Genomic DNA, 22,487 nt, shown 5'->3' with positions numbered 1-22,487 from the left:
GCCTTCGGGCTGTGTCGCCCTCTTGGTGCTTAACCTCACCGGAGGCTACCTCTTGGTCCGCTCCGGTCAAGCCCTGCGAGTCAGGCCGAGCGCGCCGGGGTGAGGCCGCCTCGCCAGCGCTCCATCAGGCTGACCTGAGCCCGCTTGCCCTCGCCATCGCTGGGAGGCTGCTCAAAGCTGCCATCCGAGCGCATGTGCCAGCCACCGGCGTCGTTGAGGTAGAGATCAAGCACCCCTTCCAGCTGGTGGCGCAGGGCCGGATCCTCGATTGGGGCCACGGCTTCCACCCGGCGGTCCAGGTTGCGGCTCATCCAGTCGGCACTGCCTAAATACACCTCAGGTTCACCGGCGTTGCCAAACCAGAACACACGCGAGTGCTCCAAGAACCGGCCGATCACACTCACCACCCGGATGTTGTCACTGATCCCTTCCAGGCCCGGGCGCAGGCTGCACATGCCGCGAATCACCAGCTCGATCGACACGCCGGCCTGGGAGGCCTCATAGAGCAGGGCAATGATGAGCGGATCCACCAGCGAGTTCATCTTCGCCCTGACATGGCCACCTCGGCCGGCCCTGGCATGCTCGATCTCGCGCTGGATCAACCCCAGCTTGCGCTTGCGCAGCGTCACCGGGGCCACCAGCAAGCGGCGGAAGCTCTGCTGCTTGGAGAAGCCGGTGAGGTAGTTGAACAGCTCCACCAGATCGGCACCGAATTCGGGCCTCGCCGTGAGCAGGCCGAAGTCGGTGTAGAGGCTGGAGGTCTTGGCGTTGTAGTTGCCGGTGCCGATGTGCACGTAGCTGTTCAGTCGCTCCTTTTCCTTGCGCACCACGAGCAGGATCTTGGTGTGGGTCTTCAGACCCAGCACGCCGTACACCACATGCACGCCGGAGCTCTCCAGGCGCTTGGCCCACTGAATGTTGTTGTCCTCATCGAAGCGGGCCTTCAGCTCCACCAGGGCCATCACCTGTTTGCCGTTCTCGGCGGCCCGGATCAGGGCAGCGATCACGGCCGAGTCCCTGGAGGTGCGGTAGAGCGTCATCTTGATCGCCAGCACCAGCGGATCGTCCGCCGCCTGATTCAGAAACTCCTCCACGGAGGTGGAGAACAGGTCGTAGGGATGCTGCAGCAGCACATCCCCCCGGCGGATCACCGAGAAGATGCTCTCGAACTCTTCCGCCTTGAGGGAACCGTCCTCCAGCAGGCCCTTCTGGGCGCGGGCCAGCACCGGGCTGGTGCGGCCCTTGTGGGGCCGGTCCTTGAGCTGGGGCAGGGGCACGGCCAGCAGGCTCATCAGATCGTCGAGCCCCAGGGGGCCGCTGATCCGGTAGACGTCCTCGGCTTCCACGTCGGTGCCTTGCATCAGCAGCTGCAGCACAGATTCAGGCACCTCGTCGGCCACCTCCAGCCGCACCACCTCGCCGCCGCGGCGACGCTTGCGCAGGCCTTCTTCAAGGGCCTCCATCAGGTCGTCGGCCTCCAGATCGCGCAGCTCCAGATCCGCATCGCGGGTGACACGGAAGAAGTAGTGGCCCTCCACGCTCATCCCGGGAAACAGAAGCTGCAGGTTGAAGGCCACCACCTGCTCCAGCGGCACGGCGCTGAACACTGGGGCGGGATGGCGCCCACTGAGCTCGGTGGGGATCTGCACGAAGCGGGGCAGGTTCTTCTGGGGCACCTTCACCCGGGCGAACTCCTGCTGACCGGTGTCGGGGTCGCGCACCAGCACCGCCACGTTGAGGCTGAGGTTGCTGATGAAGGGGAAGGGGTGGGAGGGGTCCACCGCCAGGGGGGTCAGCACCGGGAAGATGGCGGAGCGGAAGTAGTCGTCCACCCAGTGGCGCTGGGCCTCATTGAGATTGGCGTAGTCGATCATCAGCAGGCCGTACTCCGCCAGATGGCTCTTGAGCGAGTGGCGGTAGTGCTGCTGCTGCAGCTCCAGCAGGGGGCGGAGCTTGGTCTGGATCGCCTCGAGCTGCTGCTGGGGCGTGAGGCCGTCATCGCTGAGGGTGGCCACCCCGGCGTCCACCTGTGACTTCAGCGAAGCCACCCGCACCATGAAGAACTCGTCGAGGTTGTTGCTGAAGATCGCGCTGAACTTGGCCTGCTCCAGCAGCGGCGTGCGTTCATCGAGGGCCTGGGCCAGCACCCTGTAGTTGAACTCGATCCAGCTCAGCTCCCGGTTGATGTAGAGCTCGGGAGCGACGATTGGGGCTGGCTGGGCTGAAGGCATGGCTGAAAGGTAGCAATCGGTTCGGGCCGGCTCGGGTATCAGCCTGACTTGACGGAGCGGCCCGGCAGTCCTCCAGCCACCAGCGCCACGACCCCCAGCATCAGGGCGATGCCGAGCCACAGCGGGCTTCTCCAGCTGATCGTCTCGAAGGCCAGGCCCCCCAGGGGCGGGCCGATGAAGCCCGCCAGACTCTGCAGTCCCTGCAGGCTGCCCAGGGCGGCCCCCTGGCCGGAATCGTCGAGCCGGCGGGACACCAGGGAGCGCAGGCAGGGCGTCACCAGTCCGGTGCCCAGGGCCAGCAGGCCCACGCCGTTGAACACCAGCGTCGTGGCGTTGCTGCGGTCTGCCAGGGCCACCAGCAGGCAGCCTGCGATCACGAAACCGAGGCCGGCCAGGCTCAGCCGCCACTCACCGAAGCGCTTCACCAGCGGACCGATCAGGCCCCCCTGCACCACGGTGGCGACCAGGCCCACCACCAGGAAGGCGGCACCGGCCAGGCCCGGGCCCCAGTCGAAGGCCTGCTTGAAATAGAGCACCAGCACGGCGGTGAAGCCGCTGAAGCCGAGAAAGAACAGAAAGAAGGCGGCACAGAGGCGGCGCACCTGGGGGTTGCTGAACACCCGCGCCAGCTGGCTGAAGGGTTGCAGGTCGCGGCGCCGCGGCAGGGGCAGGCGCGCCTCGGGGGGATGGGTCTCCGGCAGCACCGCCAGCACCAGCACCAGGTTGAGCACCGCAATGCCCACGGCGATCATCAGCGGCAGGATCACGTTGATGCGGCCCAGCAGTCCGCCCATGGCCGGCCCCAGGATGAAACCGAGTCCGAAGGCCACCCCGATCAGGCCGAAGGCCTTGGCCCGCTTCTCCGGCGGGGTGATGTCCGCCAGGGCGGCGCTGGCGGTGGCGGCGGTGCCGCCGCTGACGCCGTCCACCAGCCGTCCCAGGAAGAGCAGGCCCAGGGGCAGGGCACTGCCGGCCGCCCAGGGAATCGAGCTCCAGTCGATCGAGAGGGTGAGGGCGAACAGGCCCAGGCCGAGCACCGATCCGCCCACGCAACCCGCGATCACGGGGCGGCGGCCCAGGTGGTCGCTGAGGGCGCCGATCAGCGGCGTGAAGCTGAACTGGGCCAGGGCATAGCTGCCGGCCAGCAGTCCGAGAATGCGGCCATCACTGCTGAACCCCGCCAGCAGAAAGGGCAGCAGTGGAAAGATCAGCGACTCGCTCAGGCGGTCGTTGAGCAGCGTGAGGAAGGCGCAGGCCAGGGTGGAATTGCGCGAACGCTGCAAAGGGGCCACGGGCACGCAGAGACGTGATCTCACCCTCCCATGGCCCCTTGCCGCCGGCGCTTCCTTGCCCCCTGGCTCTTCTTCCATCAGGCTTGAGCCGCTCCCCGCTGCCTGTCGCCATCCCGTTGCCAGCCCAGTCCGAGTCTGAGCCCGGCGGTTCCGCAGCGCCGCTGCGCCTGCTGCTGATCAGCCTGCATGGCCTCATCCGCGGCCACGAGCTGGAACTGGGCCGCGATGCTGACACGGGCGGCCAGAGCAAATATGTGGTGGAGCTCACCCGGGCGCTGGCTCGCCACCCCCAGGTGGCGGGGGTGGATCTGGTCACCCGGCTGGTGGCCGATCCGGCTGTGAGCGCCGACTACGCCGTGCCGCTGGAGCCGCTCGGGCCCGGGGCCCGGATCGTGCGCATCGAGGCCGGTCCGGCGGAGTACCTGCGCAAGGAGGAGCTCTGGGACCACCTCGACAGCTTCACCGACAACCTGCTGGCCTGGATCCAGGCCCAGCCCCAGCGGCCCGATGTGCTGCACAGCCACTACGCCGATGCCGGCTATGTGGGAGTGAGGCTGGCCCACCGCACCGGCCTGCCCCTGGTGCACACCGGCCACTCCCTGGGGCGGGACAAGTACCGGCGGCTGCTCTCCATGGGGCTGTCGCTGGAGCAGATCGAGAGCCGATACAACATCTCGCGCCGCATCGATGCCGAGGAAGAGGTGATCACCCAGGCCTCCCTGGTGATCACCAGCACCCGCAATGAGATCGAGGATCAATACGGGCTCTATGACGGCTACATCCCCGCCAAGATGGTGGTGATTCCGCCGGGCACCGATCTCGAGCAGTTCCATCGGCCAGAGGCCGCGCCGGCTGCGGTCTCAGACCACGAGCTCGCTGTCGCCGAGGCGTTCAAGACCAGTCTCGACGCGTTTCTGAAACAGCCGCAGAAGCCGATCATCCTGGCCCTGTCTCGGCCTGATCTGCGCAAGAACCTGATCACCCTGGTGGAGGCCTATGGCGCCAGCCTGGCCCTGCAGGAGCTGGCCAACCTGGTGATCGTGGCCGGCAACCGCGATGACATCCGCGACCTCGACGAGGGTCCCCAGGCTGTGTTCATCGAGCTGTTGCTGGCGATCGACAGCCACGGGCTCCAGGGCCGGGTGGCCCTGCCCAAGCACCACAGCGCCGAGCAGGTGCCGATGATCTACCGCCTCGCGGCGGCCTCGCGGGGGGTGTTCATCAACCCGGCCCTCACCGAGCCGTTCGGGCTGACGCTGCTCGAGGCTGCCGCCAGCGGGTTGCCCGTGGTGGCCACCGAAAACGGCGGTCCGGTGGACATCATCGCCAACTGCCGCAATGGCCTGCTGGTGGATCCACTCAACACCGAGGCCATTGCCGAGGCCCTGCTGGCGATCCTGGCCGACTCCCGCCGCTGGCAGACCTTCTCTCGCAACGGTGCCCGCCTGGTGGCTTGCCATTACTCCTGGGACGCCCACGCCGAGACCTACCTGCACAAACTGCACCACCTGGTGGAGGGCAGCCTCGACGTGCCGGCACCACCGATGGTGCGCAGCACCCGGGGCCATACCAAGGCCCTGTTCACCGCGGTGGACAACACCCTGCTGGGCGACCGGGCCGGCCTCGACCAGCTCAGTGCCGTGCTCAGGGGGCGGGGCAACGACTGGCTGTTCGGCATCGCCAGCGGCCGCCGCCTCGATTCGTTGCTGGGCATCATCCGTGAGTACGGCATCCCCCTGCCGGACATCCTGATCACCAGCCTGGGCACGGAGATCTACTACTCGCCGAACTGGTTGCCCGACCTGGCCTGGGCCTCCCACATCAACCATCTGTGGACACCGTGGATGATCCGGCGGCTGCTGCGGGAACTGCCGGGGCTGCAGCTGCAGGCGCGCAACGAACAGAGCACCTTCAAGTTGTCGTATCACTACGACGCCGCTCTGGCGCCGCCGATGGAAGAGGTGCGGGCCCTGCTGCGGCAGCATGAGCTCTCGGTGAATCTCACCCTGTCCTTCGGGCAGTATCTCGATCTGGTGCCGGCCAGGGCCTCCAAGGGCCAGGCCCTGCGCTTCGCGGCCCAGCGCTGGCGGATTCCCCTGGAGCGCATCCTGGTCACGGGCGGTTCCGGGGGCGATGAAGACATGCTGCGCGGCAACACCCTCGGCGTGGTGGTGGCCAACCGCCATTGCGAGGAACTCTCCAACCTGGGCGAGACGGAACACATCTACCTGGCCTCCCAGTCCCACGCCCGGGGCATTCTCGAGGCCATCGACCACTACGACTTCCTCAGCCTCTAGCGCCTGGACCGGCACCCCTCCGCGCCAGACTTGGCGGGTGCAGACGTGTGGGGAGGGTCCCCTCGGCTGATGGCCTCCGATCCCCACTCGGCTTTGCAACCCCTACTTCAGGCTGGCCAAGGGCCGCTGCCCCCCTCGCAGTTGCTGCTCTGCAGTGATCTCGACCGCACCCTGGTGCCGAACGGCCACCAGAGCGAATCCAGCGAGGCCCGGAGCCTGTTCGCCCGCCTGGTGCAGCGGCCCCAGGTCACCCTGGCCTATGTGTCGGGCCGGGATCCGGCCCTGGTGGCCGAGGCGATCGAGCGCTACTCCCTGCCCGTGCCGGCCTGGGTGGTCGCCGACGTGGGCACCACCATCCTGGAGGTGGCGCCGTCTGGCTGGATCCGGCAGCGGGGCTGGGATGGGGCGATCGCCGCCGACTGGGGCGGCCGCAGCGGCGAGGCCCTGTGGCCGCTGCTGGAGGACCTGCCGCAGCTGCGGCTGCAGGAGCCCAGCCGCCAGAGCCTCCACAAGCTGAGCTTCTATGTGGATCCGGCCCTGGAGGTGGCACCGCTGCGGGCCCTGATCGAGGCGCGGCTGGCGCAGGAGGGGGTGGCGGCCAGCGTGATCCACAGCCTGGACGGGGCCGCCGGCGTGGGTCTGCTGGATGTGCTGCCCGCCTCGGCCACGAAGCTGCACGCCGTGCGCTTCCTGATGGACCAGCTGGGCTTTGGCCTTGACGACACCCTCTTCGCCGGCGACAGCGGCAATGACCTGCCGGTGCTCCAGAGCGAGCTGCGCTCGATCCTGGTGGCCAATGCCGACCCGGCGGTGAAGCAGGCCCTGGGCCTGCCCGCTCCCGCCCGGCAGCAGCTCTATCTGGCCCAGGGGGAGTTCATGGGCATGAACGGCAACTACGCCGCGGGGGTGGTGGAGGGGGTGGTGCACCACTGCCCCGGCGCCGCGGCCTGGTTGGACGTGCCAGCGCTCACCCACCTGAACAGCCGCGGCGAGGCCCGCATGGTGGAGGTGGGGGAGCGGCCCCCCAGCCTGCGCAGCGCCGTGGCGGAGGGCTTCATCAGCATGGATCCGGCGCTGCTGGCGGCTGTGCTGGAGGGCCGCACCGCCAAGGGGGATGTGCTCGCCGTGGCCCGGGTGGCGGCGATTCAGGCGGCCAAGCGCACCTCGGAGCTGATTCCTCTCTGCCACCCCCTGGCCCTGACCGGCCTGGACGTGACGATCGAGCCCGCGGCACGGCGCTCCGGCCTCAGGGTGGAGGTGGCGGCCCGCACCACCGGCCCCACCGGGGTGGAGATGGAAGCGCTCACGGCGGTTCAGGTGGGTCTGCTCACCCTCTACGACATGGTGAAGTCCCAGGATCCCGCCATGACCATCGGGCCGGTGCGGCTGGTGCGCAAGGACGGAGGTCGCCACGGGCTCTGGGTCCGCCCCGAAGCAGAGGTCTGAGACGTCATGGCCGAACCGTTCCCCGCCGAGGGCCTGCCGCTGGACGTCGCTCGCCGCCAGGTGTTGGAGGCCCTGCAACCGCTCTCCGGCTCGCAAGAGGCGCCCCTGGCCGCGGCGCTGGGCCGGGTCACGGCCGCGGCGGTGGTGGCGGCCCAGGCCGTGCCGGGGTTCAGGGCCTCGATCATGGATGGCTATGCCCTGGCAGGCTCGGCCGCGCCGCCACCGCTCGGCAGCCGCTGGCGGCTGGTGGGCCGCTCCGCTCCCGGCGCTCCGTTCGAGCGCCCGCTGCAGAGCGGCGAGGCCCTGCGCATTCTCACGGGGGCGCCGCTGCCTGAGGGCTCGCAGCGGGTGCTGCCCCAGGAGCTGGTGGGGGTCGATCCGGCCGGCACCGAGCTGGTGTTGCAGCGCGAGGCTGGAGCCAACCCCTGGATCCGGGCGGCCGACGAGGAGGCTGCCCCCGGCCAGGTGCTGATCGAGGCCGGCCAGCGCCTGGGGCCCGCCGACCTGGCGCGGCTGGCCAGCTGCGGCGTGGCCTCCCTGCCGCTGCGGCCGCAGCCGCGGCTGGGTCTGCTGATCAGCGGTGATGAGCTCACGCCGGTGGGGCAGCCGCGGCCAGCGGGGGCGATCTGGGAGAGCAACGGCACCCTGCTGGAGGCTCTGCTGGCGCGGCTGGGCTACGGCGTTCAGGCCCGCCTGGTGGTGGCCGATGACCCGCAGAGTCTGCGGCGGTCCCTTGAGCAGCTCGCGGCCAGCTGCGATGTGGTGGTGAGCACCGGTGGGGTGTCGGCGGGCGACAGCGACTGGATCCGTCCCCTGGTGGAGGAGCTGGGCGCCGTGGCGTTCTGGAAGCTGTTCCTCAGGCCGGGCCGCCCCTTTGCCTTCGGGGCGGTGCTGGGCCGGCCGTTCTTCGGGCTGCCGGGCAACCCGGTGGCGGCGGCGATCACGGCGCTGCAGCTGCTCTGGCCGGCCCTGCAGCGGCTGGAGGGCGCCGAGGTGGCGCTGCTGCCGCGCCTGCAGGTGCAGCTGGCCACGCCCCTGCGGCGTTCCCCGGGCCGGCCTGAGCTGGCCCGGGCCCGCCTGGAGGTGGGGCCTGGGGGCCAGCTCCTGGCCCGGTTGGAAGGCAGCCAGGCCTCCTCCCGGATCGGCTCGCTGCAGGGGGCAGACCTGCTGCTGGAACTCCCCGCCGACTGCGCTGGCCTCGAGGCGGGGGCCAGCGTCTGGGCCCAGCTGCTGCGGCTGCCGATCTTCTAGGGCGGCGGCCCCTTGGGGCCTCAGAAGGCGGTGTTGCCCTCCACCCAGCGGCTCTCGCCACTGCGCAGCCACTCCCGTTTCCAGAACGGCGCGTCGTGCTTGAGGGCCTCCAGCAGGGCCTGGCAGCAGCGCTGGGCGGGGCCGCGCCGGTCAGCGGCCACGGCCACCAGCACGATCGCCTCGCCCGGCCGCACCCGCCCCACCCGGTGCTGCACCAGCAGGGCGCTGGCGCCATGGTGCCGGCCCAGCTGCTCGGCCTGGCTGCGCAGGCAGTGCTCCGTCATGCCGGGATAGTGCTCCAGCTCCAGGGCCTCCAGGGGCTCCCCCCGGCCGTCGTGGCCCCGCACCCGGCCGATGAACCAGGCTTCAGCGGCGCTGGCTCCGCGTGGCCCATCGGCCTGCGCCCGCTGCCAGCCCTCGAGGTGATGCAGCGGATCGAATGGCTGGGGCTGGAGCGCGAGGGTCAGCTCCACGCTCAACCTCCGCTGATCGGCGGCAGGAAGGCCAGCTCGTCGCCCGCCTGCAGGGGCTGCTCCGCCGCGGCGAAGCGCTGGTTGATGGCCACGCGCAGGCCGGCCGGCCAGCCCCGGCGGACAGGGGTGGAGGTGCTGGAGGCTGGTTCTTCCGGCTCAGCGAGTCCCAGCTGCTCCCAGATCTCCAGGGCCGTGACCGGCTCCCGTGCCGGCAGGGCCAGTTGCCGTTCGCTCCAGCCGGCCCGCTCCCGCAGGGAGGCGAACAGCAGCACCCGCAGCTCGCCGCCGCTGCCGGCGCCAGTGACGCCACCACCGCCACACAGCGGTTGCTCCGCGTTGCTCTGACCCAGGGCTGGCTTCGGCATGGCTGGCGGCTGAGGGCCCTGCAGCGCAGGGGCCTGAAGCCGGGTTCAATGGACCCACAATGGCGCTTTGGATCCGATTCGGGTGGGTCTTGCCATTGCCTTGCTCACCGTGTCGGACAGCCGCACCCTGGCGGAAGACCACTCCGGTGACGCCCTGCTGGAGCGCCTGCAGGCGGCGGGCCACCGGCTGGCGGATCGGCAGCTGGTGCCCGACAACCGCTACCGCATCCGCGCGGTTCTGAGCAGCTGGATCGCCGACCCCGCCGTGCAGGTGGTGATCAGTTCCGGCGGCACAGGCCTCACCGGCCGGGATGGCACCCCCGAGGCCGTGGCGCCGCTGCTGGACAAGACGATCGACGGCTTCGGCGAACTGTTCCGGGTGCTCTCCTTCGAGACCATCGGCACCAGCTCCCTGCAGAGCCGCTGCCTGGCCGGGGTGGCCAACAGCACCGTGGTGTTCGTGTTGCCAGGGTCCCTCGATGCAGTTCAGACCGCCTGGGACCGGCTGATCCAGGCCCAGCTCAGCGCCGGGACCCGTCCCTGCAACCTGGTGCAGCTGCTGCCCCGCCTGGGGGAACCCAGCGGCGCCTAGCCGCCCAGGTAGGCCATCTCGGCGTGGGGAAGAGCGGCTCCCGCCTCCAGGCTGGCCCGCTCTTCGCTGTAGCGATCGCGCCGCTGGCTCCACAGCGCCTGCAGCCTGGTGCGCAGTCCGGCCGCATCGGGCCGCGGCCGCAGCCAGGGCTTGAGGTCAGTGCCGGCGGTGCCGAACAGGCAGGTGTAGGCCTGGCCATCGGCCGTCACCCGCAGCCGGTTGCAGTCGCCGCAGAACGGCGCCGAGATCGACGCCACCACGGCCAGGTGCAGGTCGTCATCGCGGTCCAGGTAGCGCCAGCGGCTGGCGGTGCCGTGATGGGCCCGGCCCTGGGGCTGCAGTGGCCAGCGGGCGCCGATCCGCTGCACCATCTCAGCGGCGGTGAGCACCTGGTCTGGGCTCCAGCCGTTGCGGTTGCCCACATCCATGAACTCGATCAGGCGCAGCTCCACCCCCAGCCGCCTGGCCAGGGCGGCCAGGGGAAGCAGCTGGTCGGCGTTGCGGCGCCGATCGATCACCGCATTCAGCTTGAGCTCACCGCGCCCAGGATCGAAGCCCGCCTCGCGGGCGTGGCTGACGGCGGCCAGCACCCGGGCCAGCAGCAGCTCGCCCTGGGTGGCCCGGCCGCTCATGAGCGCCACGCTGGCCCCATCGGCCCCGTCGAGGCTGATCGTGATCCGGTCGAGGCCGGCCTGCCGCAGGGCCCTGGCCCGCTCGGCCGTGAGCAGCACGCCGTTGGTGGTGAGCGCGATCTCCCGCAGCCCAGAGGGTTGGCGCAGCTCCTGCACCGCGCTGATCAGGGCCTCCAGGCCGTGATGCAGCAGGGGTTCGCCACCGGTGAGCCGCAGGCTCGAGAAGCCCAGGCCGGCGGCCACGGCAATCAGGCTGCGCCGCTCCTCCAGCTGCAGCAACTCCGGAGGGTCCCGGTCGTCGGGGCAGCAGTAGGGGCAGGCCAGATTGCAGCGCGCCGTCAGGGACAGCCGCAGCACCCCGGGGCGCCGGCCCAGCTGGTCCAGAGCGGCAACAACCACGGCGGCGGAACGCGAAGGCAACGGTGCTGTCAGCCTGTCGCCCGGGGCGCCGGACTGACGAGCCCGGCGGGCCCAGCCCCCGGCCAGTCTTCGGGGCGGTTGCAGTTGTGCAGGGCGGTGGCGGGGAGCGGCACGGGGTGGATGGTGTGGCGGGCCAGCCAGCTGTGCATGCTGCGCTCCCCACCGGCCAGCCAGGCGTGCAGATCGCTGCGCAGGACTTCGGTGGCGGGGTAGATCCCGAGCAGGGGGTGCAGGCGCGTGCCATCGGTGGCCACGCACAGCTGCTGGGGCCGCTGCTCGGCGCTGCGCAGCAGCTGGTCGAGGCTGGGCCGATCCAGCCAGGGCATGTCGACCGGGCAGAGCAGCAGGCGCTCGCCGGGGTGGCACTGCATCAGATGGCCCAGGGCCTGCAGGGGGCCCTGGGGGGGGACGGGTTCCTCGATCAGGTCCAGGGGTACCGCCAGTGGCAGGCCATGGCTTAGCCCCCTGCACCCCCGCAGGCGCTCTGCCAGCTGCCGATGGCTCTGGTGATTGCTGCAGAGGCTGATCGGGGCCTCCAGTTCGGCCAGCAGCTCCAGGGTGTGGCTGAGCCAGCTGCCCCCGGCGGGATGGCCCAGCAGGGCCTTGTCCTGGCCCATGCGTCGGCTGCCGCCGCCACTCAGCAGGCAGCAACGCAGGGGGGCCGGGGTCGGGTTCGGCATGGGCGCCCTGACAAGGATGTGGGAGTCATCAGCTCGAAGCGCGTGAAGGGGCATCCGCTGATCTCGGTAGCGTCAACCACAGAAAAGAATCAGACTGTCTGGTGTACTTGCCGGGCGGCTTGCATGATGCGCCGCTCATCAGGTCTGGCTCAGCGTTCGGAAGCTTCGATCATAATTCCACTTTGATATGCTCGGTGAACTCTGGTCTCTCCAGGGGAGATACAAGACACTTCATCTCACCTGGTTTGCATTCTTTCTTACTTTCGTCGTCTGGTTCAACCTGGCGCCGCTGGCGACCACCGTCAAGGCTGATCTTGGCCTCACCGTTCCCCAGATTCGCACCGTTGCGATCTGCAACGTGGCCCTCACCGTTCCGGCACGCATCCTGATCGGGATGCTGCTCGACAAATACGGGCCCCGCCTTACCTACTCGGCGCTACTGATTTTTTCGGCCTTCCCCTGTCTGCTGTTCGCCTTTGCCCAGGATTTCAACCAGCTGGTGGTGGCTCGCCTCATGCTTTCGATCGTGGGTGCCGGCTTTGTGATCGGCATTCGCATGGTGGCCGAATGGTTCCCGCCCAAGGAGATCGGCCTGGCTGAAGGCATCTACGGGGGCTGGGGCAACTTCGGCTCCGCCTTCTCGGCGCTCACCATGGTGACCCTGGCCGGCTGGCTGTCATTCGGTGGTGGTTTCGCCGTTGATGGCATCGTGCTGAACTGGCGCGGAGCGATTGCCCTCTCCGGCATCATTGCCGCCATCTACGGCGTCTTCTACTACCTCAACGTTGAGGACACGCCGCCTGGCCGGACCTACCAGCGCCCCGCCAAGACCGCTGGCCTGGAGGTAACTTCCATGCGGGACTTCTGGGGCCTGATCGGCATGAACGTGCCCTTCGGCGTGATTCTGGCCGTGCTCGCCTGGCGTCTTCAGAAGGTGAAGTTCCTCGATGACACCGGCTTTGCCATCGCTATTGTGCTGGTGCTGCTGTTCTTCGGTTTCCAGACCTGGGGCATCATCCGCACCAACAAGGAGTTGATCGCCGGGACCAAGGTGTATCCCAAGCAGGATCGCTATGAGTTCAAGCAGGTGGCCATCCTGGAGCTCACCTACATCGTGAACTTCGGCTCGGAGCTGGCCGTGGTGTCGATGCTTCCCACCTTCTTCGAAACCACCTTTGACCTGCCCAAGGCCACAGCGGGAATCCTGGCCTCGGCCTTCGCATTCGTGAACCTGGTGGCGCGTCCAGGCGGTGGACTGCTCTCCGACAAGCTCGGATCGCGCAAGTCCACGATGGGCTTCCTCACCGTTGGCCTTGGATTCGGCTATCTGCTGATGAGCATGATCCAGCCGGGAACGTTCGTCGGTTCCGCCGGCATCGTGCTGGCTCTGGTGATCACCATGGTCTGCTCCTTCTTTGTGCAGGCTGGGGAGGGATCCACCTTCGCCATCGTTCCCCTGGTCAAGCGTCGGGTCACCGGCCAGATCGCCGGCATGGTGGGTGCCTACGGCAACGTGGGCGCCGTGGCCTATCTCACCATCTACAGCCTGCTGCCGCTGTGGTTGTCCGGTGCCGCCGATGCCGAACCCACCCCCGCCGTGGTGGCGGCCTCCAACAGTGCCTTCTTCCAGGTGCTGGGCGTGGCTGGTCTGATCGTTGGCTTCCTCTGCTACTTCGTGCTGAAGGAGCCCAAGGGATCCTTCGCTGATCTCCACGAAGGAGAAACAGCTGAGGCTGCCGCGACGGGGGTCTGATCCGCGACATCAACCGCATCGCTGCTGTGGGGCAGGCCCTGGGTCTGCCCTGCTTTTTCGTCCGCCTGTTCCGTGAGCTCCATGGCTGCTTCCCCACCCGGTTCGGCGCGCTCCCAGTGCCCCTACTGCGGCGTGGGCTGCGGCCTTGAGTTGCTGCCCCCTGCCGCCAAGAATCAGCCCACCCGGCGGGATGCCGACGGCCTTCCCCTCTGGGGTACCAGGGGGGACCGGCGCCATCCCTCCAGCCTGGGACAGGTCTGCATCAAGGGGGCGACCGTCTGCGACACCCTGCGCCACGGTCGGCTCAGCCAGCCCCTGGCTCGCGCCAGCCTGGAGGAGCCCTTCCAGCCGATCAGCTGGGACGCGGCCCTCGATCGCATCGTGGCCCGGATCCGCAGCTCCCTGGCCAGCAAGGGCCCCGGAACGATCGCCATGTATGGCTCCGGCCAGTTTCACATCGAGGACTACTACGTCGCCCAGAAGTTGCTCAAGGGCGCGATCGGCACCAACAACTTCGATGCCAACTCGCGCCTGTGCATGAGTTCGGCCGTGGCGGGCTATGCCCGCAGCCTCGGCTCCGATGGCCCCCCCTGCTGCTACGAGGATCTCGACCACTGCGGCGTGGCCTTCCTGATCGGCACCAACACGGCGGAGTGCCATCCGGTGCTGTTTCAGCGGCTGCTGAAGCGCAAACGCCGCCAGCCCGGCAGCGTCACCATCGTGGTGGTGGATCCCAGGCAGACGGCCACCAGTGACGCGGCCGACCTGCACCTGGCCATTCGCCCCGGCACCGACCTGGTGCTGATGCACGGCCTGGCCCATCTGATGGTGAAGGCGCTCACGATCGACGTGGAGTTCATCGAGGAGGCCACCGAGGGCTTCGCCGCCTATGCCGAACTCCTGCAGGCCTGGACCCCCGAGCGGGTCAGCCGGCTGTGCGGCATCCCTGAGGCGGCCCTGCGGCAGCTGGCCCAGCTCTGGGGCCAGGCCCCCAGCGTGCTCAGCCTCTGGTCGATGGGCCTCAACCAGAGCGTGGAGGGCACCGCCAAGGTGGCGGGCCTGATCAACCTGCACCTGCTCACCGGCCAGATCGGCAAGGTGGGAGCGGGGCCCTTCTCCCTCACCGGCCAGCCCAATGCCATGGGTGGCCGCGAAGCCGGTGGCCTGGCCCACCTGTTGCCGGGCTACCGCACCGTGGTTGATCCCTCCCACCGGGCCACGGTGGAGGCGGCCTGGGGGTTCGGGGCCGGCACGATCGATCCCGCCCCTGGTCTCGATGCCTGGCGCCAGGTGGAGGCGATGGAATGTGGCGCCCTCGATCTCTGGTGGGTGGCGGCCACCAACCCCCTGGTGAGCATGCCCAACCTGGAGCGGGTCAAGGCCGCCGTGAGCCGCTGCCCGATGGTGGTGCTCAGTGATGCCTATGCCGACACCGAGACCGCCCAGTACGCCCACCTGCTGCTGCCGGCGGCCCAGTGGAGCGAAAAGCCCGGCGTGATGGTGAATTCAGAGCGGCGGGTCACCCTCTGCCCGGCCTTTCGGCCGCCCCCCGGCGAGGCCCGCCCCGATTGGCAGGTGTTCGCGGAGGTGGGCCGCAGGCTCGGCTTCGTCGAGCCCTTCAGCTACGCCTCCGCGGCGGAGGTCTACGCCGAGCTGGCCGCCCTCACCGCCGGCCGTCTGTGCGACCACTCCGGCCTCAGCCACGGCCTGCTGGCCAGGGAGGGCCCCCAGCAGTGGCCGTTCCCCAGCGGCTCGGTCCCCGGCCAGGAGCCCCGGCGCCTCTACACCGACTACCACTTCCCCACCGCCAGCGGTCGGGCCCGCTTCATCGCCGAGCAGCCCATGGGCCTGGCGGAGCCTCCCAGTGAGACCTATCCCCTGGTGCTCACGGTGGGCCGCTACCTGGGCCAGTGGCACACCATGACGCGCACGGCCAAGGTGCCTCGCCTCAACGCCCTGCACCCCGAGCCCCTGCTGGAGATCCACCCTGAGGATGCCGGGCCCCTCGGCCTGGACGATGGCGCCATGGCCGAAATCCGCTCGCTGCGCGGCACGATCACGGCCAAGGCGGCGGTGACCGAGCGCATCCGACCGGGCACCGTGTTTCTGCCGATGCACTGGGGCTTCATGCAGGAGCAGGCCTGTGAGGCCAATGCCCTGCTGCACGAGCAGGCCTGCCCGATCTCCAGGCAGCCCGAGCTCAAGGCCGCCGCCGTCGTTGTAGCCCGGGTTCAGGCCTCGGCCCCGGCGCTGGGAAACAGTTCCCTCAGGGCCGCGGGCAGGTTGTGATGGTCGTGGCCGGGGCGGGCCAGCTTGCAGAGGGCAAAGCGCTCCAGCTCCGAGAGCGCATTCCATTGGTCAGGCCCCAGCGCGTAGCCCAGCGCTGCGGCTGAGTGGCTCACGTCCAGCGGGGGGACGCCGGGGTGTTGCCAGGGGGCGTCGTGGGGGATGGGCAGGGACGCGACCCCGCCGTCCGCCATGGCCGCCGTGCTGGCCTGCAGGTCGACGGCCATGGCCGCCAGGTCATCGGGGCCGTCGGGCCACAGCACCAGCTGATTGCGTTGGGCTTCCGAGAGCGCCAGCCAGTGGTTGAGTCGCAGTTTCACACCGCAGAGATCGAGCTTGCGGCGCAGGCAGAGGGGAATGCAGCGCCAGTTGCCCACGAAGTCGCGCTCGAAGCCGAAGCAGTGGGAGGAAGGATGGGAGCCTTCAGGAAGCATCGTGTCTCCACTGGATCAGGTTGCGCAGCTGGGTGAGCAGCGCGCCGCTCTCGACCAGTTGCGTGGCGCGGACCACGCCCGCAGCCAGATCCTGGCAAACACCGCCATACCAGAGGTAGGCCCCGGTGTTCCAGATCAGAGCTGTGGCCAGGGGGCCCTGGCCGCCGAGGGCGGCGAGGGCCTGCTCGCGCCAACTCTCCAGATCCTGCCAAAGCGCATCGGTGTCGTAACAGCCGTGGTCGCGAGGGTGAAGAATCAGCCGCTCCCCCTCACCCCCCTCGGCCCGGGCCGTGATGCAGGCGCGGCTGATCGGCAGGTCTGTGCTGCCTTCCAGCCCCTTCACGGTGATGGTGACAGCCTCCCCGGCCAGTTCCAGGGCCTTCCAGGCCCGGCTTTCGGTGGGGGGATGGACGAAGCCGCTCACCAGCAGATGGGGGCCCTGATGGGCGGTCCAGAGCAACTCAAGGCTGGCCACGGGGGGGCGCTTGCCGAGGTCGTCGCGGACCGGCGTGAGGCTCTCGGCCAGTGGGAAGTGATCCGGCTGGTGCACCAGGGCCAGGCGGTGCTGCGTCAGCCCCGCCTGCACCGTGGCCAGGTCCAGCCCGTGCAGCTTCAGCCCCATGGCGGCGAACAGCTCCATGGCCGTCACCCCGTATTTCACCGGCATGCGGGCCCCGCCCTGCAGCACCACGGGCAGCCCGGCCGCACTCAGGGCCAGGGCCGTGAGCGGGTAGATGGGGGCCGTGCGGGTGCGGCCGTCAAAGGGCATGCCGAAGCAGAGGGCTGGCACGGCACTGGTGAGACTTGGCCCCAGGCGCCGGTAGACATCCAGCATCCCGGCCAGTTCCTGGGGCTCGGGCCGCCGGATCCGATGGGCGATCAGGAAGGCGCCGGTCTGGGCCGGTGTGGCCTCCTCCAGCAGCATCAGTTCCAGCGCGTGGGCGGCCTCCTCCCGGCTGAGGCCGCGGCTGGTGTGCTCGCCACTGCCCACCTTCTGCAGGTAGTGCTTGAAGCGCTCCCGGCCAGTCAGAAGCTCCGCAGCAGCAGGGGCGTGGCCGTTGAGTCCGTTCTCAGGCGTGGCGTTGGGCAGGGTGCCGGAGGGGAGCGCCATCAAGGGCTGAGGGGAGGGGGCAGCGAGCGCCGCACGGGCTGCATGGTCGAGAACTCCATGCTGTCACCAGTGATCGTTCAGCGTGTGACCCACCGAACAAAGGCCAGCATGGAAAAGAAGTATCAACCGACACGGAAGTCATCCTGAAGATTGGCGCCGGGGCCAGGAGGCTTCGGTTCGGTACCAACTGCTGCATCCCGATGACCCCCTGGCTGGAGACAGTCGATGCTCACGCCTGGGTGAGCCGATGCGATGTGCTGCCTGCTGCGGGCTTCTGCTCGGCTGCCTGCATGGTCTGGTGAGCCTTGAGCTGCGGCCCAACAGCGTCTTCGAGGCGCCCGGATCAGCTCTGGTGGGGGCCTGGAGCCCTGCCCCCCCAGCTGGCGCCCGCTTCTGAATCCCCTCATCCAGCTTCGATACTGGAGTCTGTTCTTCGGCAGCTCCGCCATGGCCACTCCGCTGCAGACCACCCGTAGCGCCAGCTCCCCTCTCGGCGTTGCCCTCGCCTTCGTCGGCATGTTTGTGGTGGGGTCCCTGGGGGTTCAACTGCTGGCCGAACTGCCTCGCGACGCGGCGCCTGCCGCCTCCACCGGGCGAGCCGCCTCGGTGGTGGCCCATCCCGCCAGCCTCTGGAGTGCCCTGGGCGAGCGCTGAGGCCAGCCGGGTCAGGGATAACAGATCCGTAACGACCACGACACCCGGTCCCGGCCCGCGCCTGCAGGATCGGGCCAGGTCTGTGATTGCAGATCCCAGTTCATCTCGAAGGGGAGCTGCAGCGCCATTGCGCCGCCCTCCCATTCCGGACAACGCATCCCTCATTGGCGTTCACCGGCCGCATCCCCTCCCGATCCCTGGGGCTGCGCTTGGTGTTGCCATGGGGTCCCCGCTCACGGCCGCGTTGTCTAGGCGTGCACTGGTGCGCCGTATCCCTCTTCTATGAGCTCTTCCAGCACCCCCGCTGCGCCCGCCCCCAGCTCCGACCTCACCAAGGTGGAGCAGGCCAAGGCCGATCTCTGCGGCCTCGATCTGCAACCCCAGCTGGCCGAGCTGGCCGCCGCCGGTTGGGACAGCCTCGACGAGGCCACCCTCACCATCCGGCTCAAGTGGATGGGTATCTTCTTCCGTCCCGTCACCCCGGGTCGTTTCATGCTGCGGCTGCGGCTCCCGAACGGCGTGGTCAGCGCTGAGCAGCTCGAACTGCTCGCCGAGGCGGTGGATCGCTGCGGCGAGCACGGCAGCGCCGACATCACCACCCGCCAGAACCTGCAATTGCGGGGCCTGTTGTTCGAGGACATGCCGCCGCTGCTGCAGGCCATGGAGCGGGTGGGCCTGACCAGTCGCCAGTCGGGACATGACAACCCGCGCAACATCACCGGCAACCCCCTGGCCGGCATCGATCCCGAGGAGATCGTCGACACCCGCCCCCTCGTGCAGGCGATCCAGGCACGGCTGTTCCAGCCCGACGGCCCCCGCAACCTGCCGCGCAAGTTCAACGTGGCCGTGGGCGGTGCCCCCGACAGCTTCCTGCTCCACAACGATCTCGCCTTCCTGCCCGCCCATCACGGCAGCGAGCTCGGTTTCACCGTGATGGTGGGCGGCTTCTTCTCCGCCCAGCGCAACGAACTCGCCATTCCGCTCGGTCTCTGGCTGCGGGCCGATCAGCTGCCCGATTTCGCCCTGGCCGTGCTGCTGCACTTCGAGCAGAACGGCAACCGCAAGCTGCGCAACAAGAGCCGGCTGATGTATCTGATCGATGAGCTCGGGCTGGAGGCCTACCGCGAGGCGGTCACGGCGGCCTATGGCACCCTGGCCGGCGCCGAGGCGACGGAGTCCCTGCAGCGCCACGACGGCAGCCACCTGGTGACGCGGGCCCCCCGGGATGGCCTCGGCTGGAATGCTCAGGCCCAGGCGGGGCTCGGCTGGATGGGCCTGCACGTGCCCATGGGCCGCCTCGATGCCGAGGCGATGCTGGCCCTGGCCGGTCTGGCCCGGCAGTACGGCAGCGCTGAACTGCGGCTCACCGAGGCCCAGAACGCCCTGATCGTGGACGTGCCGGAAGCGAGCCAGGAGGCCTTGCTGGCCGAGCCCCTGCTGCAACGCTTCCGCCCCGATCCAGGGCCCCTGCAGGCCGAGGCCGTGAGCTGCACCGGCAACGCCTACTGCAGCTTTGCCCTGATTCCCACCAAGAGCACGGCCCAGGAGCTGGTTGAGGAGCTGGAGCGGCGGGTGGAGCTGCCCCACGGGGTGCGCACCCACTGGACCGGCTGCCCCAACGCCTGCGGCCAGCCCTACATGGGCCAGATCGGCCTGATGGGTGCCAAGACGCGCAAAGACGGCGAGATGGTGGAGGCGGTGAAGATCTTCCTCGGAGGCTCCATGGACGCCGACCCCAGGCTGGCTGAGCTGCACGACAAGGGCGTGCCGCTCAGCGACCTACCGGACGTGATGGAGCAGCTGCTGGTCGAGCGCTTCGGAGCACGCCGGAAGGCCGCGGCTGCCTGAGGGTCTCTGCTTGAACACTCTGTTGCGCAGCCAGGAGCCCACCGATCCAGTGCCGGATCGGCTGGCCTGGTGGCGACACCAGCGTTGATCCAGTTGCACCAGGGCCTGCCGATCTCCGCTCCCCTCGCCCGCGTACAGCAGGTGGATGAGCCGCTCGGGATCGAGTTCCAGCAGCGCCGCCTCCTGCCAGAGACGCCGGCTGCGCACCTGGTCTGCCTGGCGGAACTGGGCCTGGGCCAGCTGCTCCGCCAGGCTCACCAGGAGCTGCTGTTCCTTCACGGCAGCGAGCCTGGCGCCGTCAATCCGCCCAGGGGGTCCCTGCTGGCTGCCCTGATCACTGGCCCGGTTGGCCTGGGAGACGCATCCAGCCTTTGTTCTCTGGCCCATGGTCTTTTGCTCTCGTTCCTGGTTCCTTGATAGAGCCGATGCCTGAAGCCAGCCTGTTCCCCACACCAAACGTATCGGTGGCTACAGAACAATCCCCCTGGGCCCAGTCGCCGGTGCCATCGTTGAGGGCCGGACGGCAGGAGAGCGTTGTGGCAGGCCCCCCCGGCTCCCCTCTCCTGCCTCAGCACCTGCCGGCGATCACCGACACCGAGCGCTGGGCCTGGCTGCAGCGGCTGCGGCGCAGTGCCGTGCTGCCGCTGGAGCCCTGGCTGCTGGCGATCGAAGCCGGACAGCTCCGGCCCGATGCCGATCTCATGGCCGCCCTGGCCAGCCGCTTCGATGCCGAGACGGCCCAGCGGCTGCTGGTGTGGTGGCTCGACCACCCGGGCGCTGATCCTGCACTGCTGCAGGTGATCGGCCAGCACCGGCATCCGCCGTTGGCGGCCCAGTTGCGCGGGGCTCTCGCGGGGCCCGGGGCGGCGGAGCGGGCCCGATGGCTGTTGCCCCTGGTGGGCCATCAGCGCAATCCCCGCGACTTCGTCCTGCTGGCCGGCTGGCTGGGCTCACCCCAGCCGGGTCCCTGCCGCCGCGCTGCGCTCGAGGGGCTGGCCGTGGGCCTGCCGATCTGGCCGCTGCCGCCCCTGCGCCGCCTGTTGCGGACCCTGCTCACCGACCTGGATTCCGTCCTGGCGGCCACTGCCCTGGATCTGCTGGCGCGGCTGCCCCAGCCCCGCCTCGCCCTGGCGGGCATCGAGTCCGAGCGGTTGGACCCAGCCGTGCAGCAGCGGCGGCAGCGGCGTCTTGCGGCCCTGCCGGCCCACCCGCTCGTGCTGGTGGTGCACGGCCGCACGGGCGGTGTGATCCCGGCGGAGCTGGAGGAGCTGCGGGCCGATGTGGAGCGCCTGCGCCGGACCCCTGTGGTGCTGCAGAGCCTCACCGGCATGGCAGGGCCGGATGCAGGCCCGCTGCGGCAGGCAGCGGCCGGGAGGCCGATCACCCTGATGCCCCTGCTGCTGTTGCCAGGGGGCCATGTGCGCGGGGATGTGCCGGCACTCAGCGCCGCCTGGCGCGCCAGCGGGCCGGTGCTGCGGCTGCCCTTTCTGGGGGCATGGCCCCTCTGGCAGCGGGCCCTGCGCCTGGAGCTCCTGGCCCTGGCCAGGGCCTCGGCGGCGGCAGAGGGCACGGCCGCCAAGCCCCTGCTGCTCCACCACCCTCTGCAGGGTGGCCCGGCGGAGCGCTACCTGGCCCACCTGGAGCGCTGCTGCCATGCCCGCTGCCACGCCACTCCATACACTGCGACAGTTGCTGAAGAGCTGGTGCAGGTGTTGGCTTCCCAGAGGTGCCCACCTCCTGAGGGGGCGTTGCCGATGGGCCGGCCCCAGAACGTGGAATCCGCCTCCAGGCCCGCGGTGCTGCCGCTGGTGCTGGCGGCCAACCGACTGACCGACGCCCTGCCGCCCTGGTGCGGCCCCCCCCTGCTGCAACGCCCCCGCTTGCGCGACGGCCTGGTGGATCTGCTCGTCGCCCTGCCATGAGCGCTGTTCCGCGGCTCGGCACGGTGTATCTGGTGGGGGCTGGGCCTGGGGATCCGGAGCTGCTCACCCTCAAGGCCCACCGGCTGCTGCGCCACTGCGGTGCCCTGGTGTATGACTCCCTGGTGCCGAAGGCCCTGCTGGACCTGGTGCCCGAGGGCTGCGAGCGACATTTCGTCGGCAAGCGCCGCGGTCACCATTCGGTGCCGCAGCCGAGCACCAACGCCGTGCTGGTTGAGCTGGCCGCCCGCCACCAGCTGATCGTGCGGCTCAAGGGCGGCGATCCCTTCCTGTTCGGTCGCGGCGGTGAAGAGGCCGCCCACCTGGTGAGCCACGGCATCCCCGTCCAGGTGGTGCCTGGCGTCACCTCCGGCATTGCGGCCCCGGCCTATGCCGGCATTGCGGTGACGCACCGCAGCGCCGGCTCCAGCGTCACCTTCGTGACCGGCCACGAGGAGATCGACAAGGTGCGGCCGGGGGTCGACTGGCAGGGGCTCGCCCGCAGCAGCGATGGCCTGGTGATCTACATGGGCCTCCACAACCTGCCCCGGATCTGCCAGGAGCTGATGGCGGGCGGGCTGGAGGCGTCGACCCCGGCCGCCGTGATTCAGCAGGGCACGGTGCGGGGCCAGCGCAGCCTGGTGGCCTCTTTGGGCAGCCTGGCGGATCAGGTTGCGGCCGAAGGCTTTAGCTCCCCCTCCATCGTGGTGGTGGGAGCGATGGTGGCCGAGCGGGTGGAGGCCTGCGCTCCGCTGCCGGCGGACGCCGAGATGCCGATTCCCTTCTGATCAGTCCAGCTGCAG

General features: G+C 69.6%; 20 protein-coding genes and 1 pseudogene. 12 read left to right on the top strand and 9 right to left on the bottom strand.

Features of this window, described 5'->3' with window-relative positions:
* Positions 1 to 80: 80 nt before the first annotated feature.
* Complete coding sequence (gene ppk1, locus ACWJIO_RS11360; protein WP_480313455.1) at positions 81 to 2,231, bottom strand: polyphosphate kinase 1; 2,151 nt, start codon at positions 2,229 to 2,231, stop codon at positions 81 to 83.
* A gap of 38 nt (positions 2,232 to 2,269) precedes the next feature.
* Positions 2,270 to 3,514, bottom strand: coding sequence for an MFS transporter (locus tag ACWJIO_RS11355; RefSeq protein WP_480313696.1), 1,245 nt, complete (start codon positions 3,512 to 3,514; stop codon positions 2,270 to 2,272).
* A gap of 125 nt (positions 3,515 to 3,639) precedes the next feature.
* Here ACWJIO_RS11355 and ACWJIO_RS11350 point away from each other — a divergent pair, with 125 nt between their 5' ends.
* The 4 genes and pseudogenes from ACWJIO_RS11350 to ACWJIO_RS11335 all read left to right on the top strand — a co-directional run bounded on the left by ACWJIO_RS11350 (position 3,640) and on the right by ACWJIO_RS11335 (position 8,517).
* Positions 3,640 to 5,820, top strand: coding sequence for an HAD-IIB family hydrolase (locus ACWJIO_RS11350; protein ID WP_480313454.1), 2,181 nt, complete (start codon positions 3,640 to 3,642; stop codon positions 5,818 to 5,820).
* Positions 5,821 to 5,889: 69 nt separating this feature from the next.
* Positions 5,890 to 6,735 (top strand): annotated as a pseudogene (locus ACWJIO_RS11345) (HAD family hydrolase); the annotation flags it as partial.
* A 36-nt stretch (positions 6,736 to 6,771) separates the two neighbouring features.
* Entirely contained in the window at positions 6,772 to 7,266 is a 495-nt protein-coding gene (moaC, locus tag ACWJIO_RS11340) for a cyclic pyranopterin monophosphate synthase MoaC (RefSeq protein WP_480313694.1), read from the top strand.
* Between the two features lie 6 nt (positions 7,267 to 7,272).
* Entirely contained in the window at positions 7,273 to 8,517 is a 1,245-nt protein-coding gene (locus ACWJIO_RS11335) for a molybdopterin molybdotransferase MoeA (RefSeq protein WP_480313453.1), read from the top strand.
* Between the two features lie 20 nt (positions 8,518 to 8,537).
* Here ACWJIO_RS11335 and ACWJIO_RS11330 read toward each other — a convergent pair whose 3' ends face one another.
* Together ACWJIO_RS11330 and ACWJIO_RS11325 are read right to left on the bottom strand one after the other, a co-directional pair.
* The gene (locus ACWJIO_RS11330; RefSeq protein ID WP_480313452.1) at positions 8,538 to 8,990 is read right to left on the bottom strand and encodes a molybdopterin synthase catalytic subunit; all 453 of its coding nucleotides are present in this window, start codon (positions 8,988 to 8,990) and stop codon (positions 8,538 to 8,540) included.
* Positions 8,991 to 8,992: 2 nt separating this feature from the next.
* Positions 8,993 to 9,355, bottom strand: a complete 363-nt coding sequence (locus tag ACWJIO_RS11325) for a MoaD/ThiS family protein (RefSeq protein ID WP_480313451.1) — start codon at positions 9,353 to 9,355, stop codon at positions 8,993 to 8,995.
* An 82-nt stretch (positions 9,356 to 9,437) separates the two neighbouring features.
* Here ACWJIO_RS11325 and moaB point away from each other — a divergent pair, with 82 nt between their 5' ends.
* Complete coding sequence (gene moaB, locus ACWJIO_RS11320; RefSeq protein WP_480313450.1) at positions 9,438 to 9,947, top strand: molybdenum cofactor biosynthesis protein B; 510 nt, start codon at positions 9,438 to 9,440, stop codon at positions 9,945 to 9,947.
* Here moaB and ACWJIO_RS11315 read toward each other — a convergent pair.
* Positions 9,944 to 10,978 (bottom strand): GTP 3',8-cyclase MoaA, encoded by a 1,035-nt coding sequence (locus tag ACWJIO_RS11315; RefSeq protein ID WP_480313449.1) that lies wholly within the window; start codon positions 10,976 to 10,978, stop codon positions 9,944 to 9,946. The genes moaB and ACWJIO_RS11315 overlap by 4 nt on opposite strands.
* A 29-nt stretch (positions 10,979 to 11,007) precedes the next feature.
* Complete coding sequence (locus ACWJIO_RS11310) at positions 11,008 to 11,679, bottom strand: molybdenum cofactor guanylyltransferase (protein WP_480313448.1); 672 nt, start codon at positions 11,677 to 11,679, stop codon at positions 11,008 to 11,010.
* Positions 11,680 to 11,866: 187 nt separating this feature from the next.
* Between ACWJIO_RS11310 and ACWJIO_RS11305 the strand changes: the two genes are divergently transcribed.
* Complete coding sequence (locus tag ACWJIO_RS11305; protein ID WP_480313447.1) at positions 11,867 to 13,432, top strand: NarK family nitrate/nitrite MFS transporter; 1,566 nt, start codon at positions 11,867 to 11,869, stop codon at positions 13,430 to 13,432.
* A gap of 81 nt (positions 13,433 to 13,513) precedes the next feature.
* Positions 13,514 to 15,721 carry a molybdopterin oxidoreductase family protein gene (locus tag ACWJIO_RS11300; RefSeq protein ID WP_480313446.1) on the top strand — a complete coding sequence of 736 codons (2,208 nt, stop codon included), beginning with the start codon at positions 13,514 to 13,516 and terminating at the stop codon, positions 15,719 to 15,721.
* Here the strand turns inward: ACWJIO_RS11300 and ACWJIO_RS11295 are convergent.
* Both ACWJIO_RS11295 and ACWJIO_RS11290 read right to left on the bottom strand, forming a co-directional pair.
* Positions 15,664 to 16,152 (bottom strand): nitrate reductase associated protein, encoded by a 489-nt coding sequence (locus ACWJIO_RS11295; RefSeq protein ID WP_480313445.1) that lies wholly within the window; start codon positions 16,150 to 16,152, stop codon positions 15,664 to 15,666. The two genes, ACWJIO_RS11300 and ACWJIO_RS11295, sit on opposite strands and share 58 nt — an antisense overlap.
* The gene (locus ACWJIO_RS11290; RefSeq protein ID WP_480313444.1) at positions 16,142 to 17,263 is read right to left on the bottom strand and encodes an anthranilate phosphoribosyltransferase family protein; all 1,122 of its coding nucleotides are present in this window, start codon (positions 17,261 to 17,263) and stop codon (positions 16,142 to 16,144) included. The genes ACWJIO_RS11295 and ACWJIO_RS11290 overlap by 11 nt, the downstream gene beginning before the upstream one ends.
* A gap of 247 nt (positions 17,264 to 17,510) precedes the next feature.
* Between ACWJIO_RS11290 and ACWJIO_RS11285 the strand changes: the two genes are divergently transcribed.
* The 3 genes from ACWJIO_RS11285 to ACWJIO_RS11275 all read left to right on the top strand — a co-directional run bounded on the left by ACWJIO_RS11285 (position 17,511) and on the right by ACWJIO_RS11275 (position 19,765).
* Positions 17,511 to 17,660, top strand: a complete 150-nt coding sequence (locus ACWJIO_RS11285) for a hypothetical protein (protein ID WP_480313443.1) — start codon at positions 17,511 to 17,513, stop codon at positions 17,658 to 17,660.
* Between the two features lie 50 nt (positions 17,661 to 17,710).
* A complete protein-coding gene (locus tag ACWJIO_RS11280) occupies positions 17,711 to 17,917 on the top strand; it encodes a hypothetical protein (RefSeq protein WP_480313442.1) in 207 nt (68 codons plus the stop codon).
* A gap of 282 nt (positions 17,918 to 18,199) precedes the next feature.
* Positions 18,200 to 19,765 (top strand): ferredoxin--nitrite reductase, encoded by a 1,566-nt coding sequence (locus ACWJIO_RS11275; protein ID WP_480313441.1) that lies wholly within the window; start codon positions 18,200 to 18,202, stop codon positions 19,763 to 19,765.
* Here the strand turns inward: ACWJIO_RS11275 and ACWJIO_RS11270 are convergent.
* On the bottom strand, positions 19,697 to 20,152 hold the full coding sequence (locus tag ACWJIO_RS11270) for a hypothetical protein (RefSeq protein WP_480313440.1): 456 nt from the start codon (positions 20,150 to 20,152) through the stop codon (positions 19,697 to 19,699). The genes ACWJIO_RS11275 and ACWJIO_RS11270 overlap by 69 nt on opposite strands.
* Before the next feature lie 149 nt (positions 20,153 to 20,301).
* Between ACWJIO_RS11270 and ACWJIO_RS11265 the strand changes: the two genes are divergently transcribed.
* Positions 20,302 to 21,687 (top strand): hypothetical protein, encoded by a 1,386-nt coding sequence (locus ACWJIO_RS11265; RefSeq protein ID WP_480313439.1) that lies wholly within the window; start codon positions 20,302 to 20,304, stop codon positions 21,685 to 21,687.
* The gene (cobA, locus tag ACWJIO_RS11260; protein WP_480313438.1) at positions 21,684 to 22,472 is read left to right on the top strand and encodes a uroporphyrinogen-III C-methyltransferase; all 789 of its coding nucleotides are present in this window, start codon (positions 21,684 to 21,686) and stop codon (positions 22,470 to 22,472) included. Before ACWJIO_RS11265 ends, cobA begins: the two co-directional genes overlap by 4 nt.
* Positions 22,473 to 22,487: the final 15 nt, after the last annotated feature.

The sequence above is a fragment of the Paraciimarium castrense LEGE 11436 genome, assembly GCF_056633055.1.
The sequence above is the reverse complement of the archived record's forward strand: the minus strand, read 5'-3'. Positions and strand labels throughout refer to the sequence as shown.

What these genes read in the sequence shown, in the direction of transcription:
- ppk1 (WP_480313455.1), bottom strand. Translation starts at nt 2,231, where the DNA reads ATGCCTTCAGCCCAGCCAGCCCCAATCGTCGCTCCCGAGCTCTACATC.
- ACWJIO_RS11335 (WP_480313453.1), top strand. Translation starts at nt 7,273, where the DNA reads ATGGCCGAACCGTTCCCCGCCGAGGGCCTGCCGCTGGACGTCGCTCGC.
- ACWJIO_RS11325 (WP_480313451.1), bottom strand. Translation starts at nt 9,355, where the DNA reads ATGCCGAAGCCAGCCCTGGGTCAGAGCAACGCGGAGCAACCGCTGTGT.
- ACWJIO_RS11310 (WP_480313448.1), bottom strand. Translation starts at nt 11,679, where the DNA reads ATGCCGAACCCGACCCCGGCCCCCCTGCGTTGCTGCCTGCTGAGTGGC.
- ACWJIO_RS11305 (WP_480313447.1), top strand. Translation starts at nt 11,867, where the DNA reads ATGCTCGGTGAACTCTGGTCTCTCCAGGGGAGATACAAGACACTTCAT.
- ACWJIO_RS11300 (WP_480313446.1), top strand. Translation starts at nt 13,514, where the DNA reads ATGGCTGCTTCCCCACCCGGTTCGGCGCGCTCCCAGTGCCCCTACTGC.
- ACWJIO_RS11295 (WP_480313445.1), bottom strand. Translation starts at nt 16,152, where the DNA reads ATGCTTCCTGAAGGCTCCCATCCTTCCTCCCACTGCTTCGGCTTCGAG.
- ACWJIO_RS11290 (WP_480313444.1), bottom strand. Translation starts at nt 17,263, where the DNA reads ATGGCGCTCCCCTCCGGCACCCTGCCCAACGCCACGCCTGAGAACGGA.
- ACWJIO_RS11285 (WP_480313443.1), top strand. Translation starts at nt 17,511, where the DNA reads ATGCGATGTGCTGCCTGCTGCGGGCTTCTGCTCGGCTGCCTGCATGGT.
- ACWJIO_RS11280 (WP_480313442.1), top strand. Translation starts at nt 17,711, where the DNA reads ATGGCCACTCCGCTGCAGACCACCCGTAGCGCCAGCTCCCCTCTCGGC.
- ACWJIO_RS11275 (WP_480313441.1), top strand. Translation starts at nt 18,200, where the DNA reads ATGAGCTCTTCCAGCACCCCCGCTGCGCCCGCCCCCAGCTCCGACCTC.
- ACWJIO_RS11270 (WP_480313440.1), bottom strand. Translation starts at nt 20,152, where the DNA reads ATGGGCCAGAGAACAAAGGCTGGATGCGTCTCCCAGGCCAACCGGGCC.
- cobA (WP_480313438.1), top strand. Translation starts at nt 21,684, where the DNA reads ATGAGCGCTGTTCCGCGGCTCGGCACGGTGTATCTGGTGGGGGCTGGG.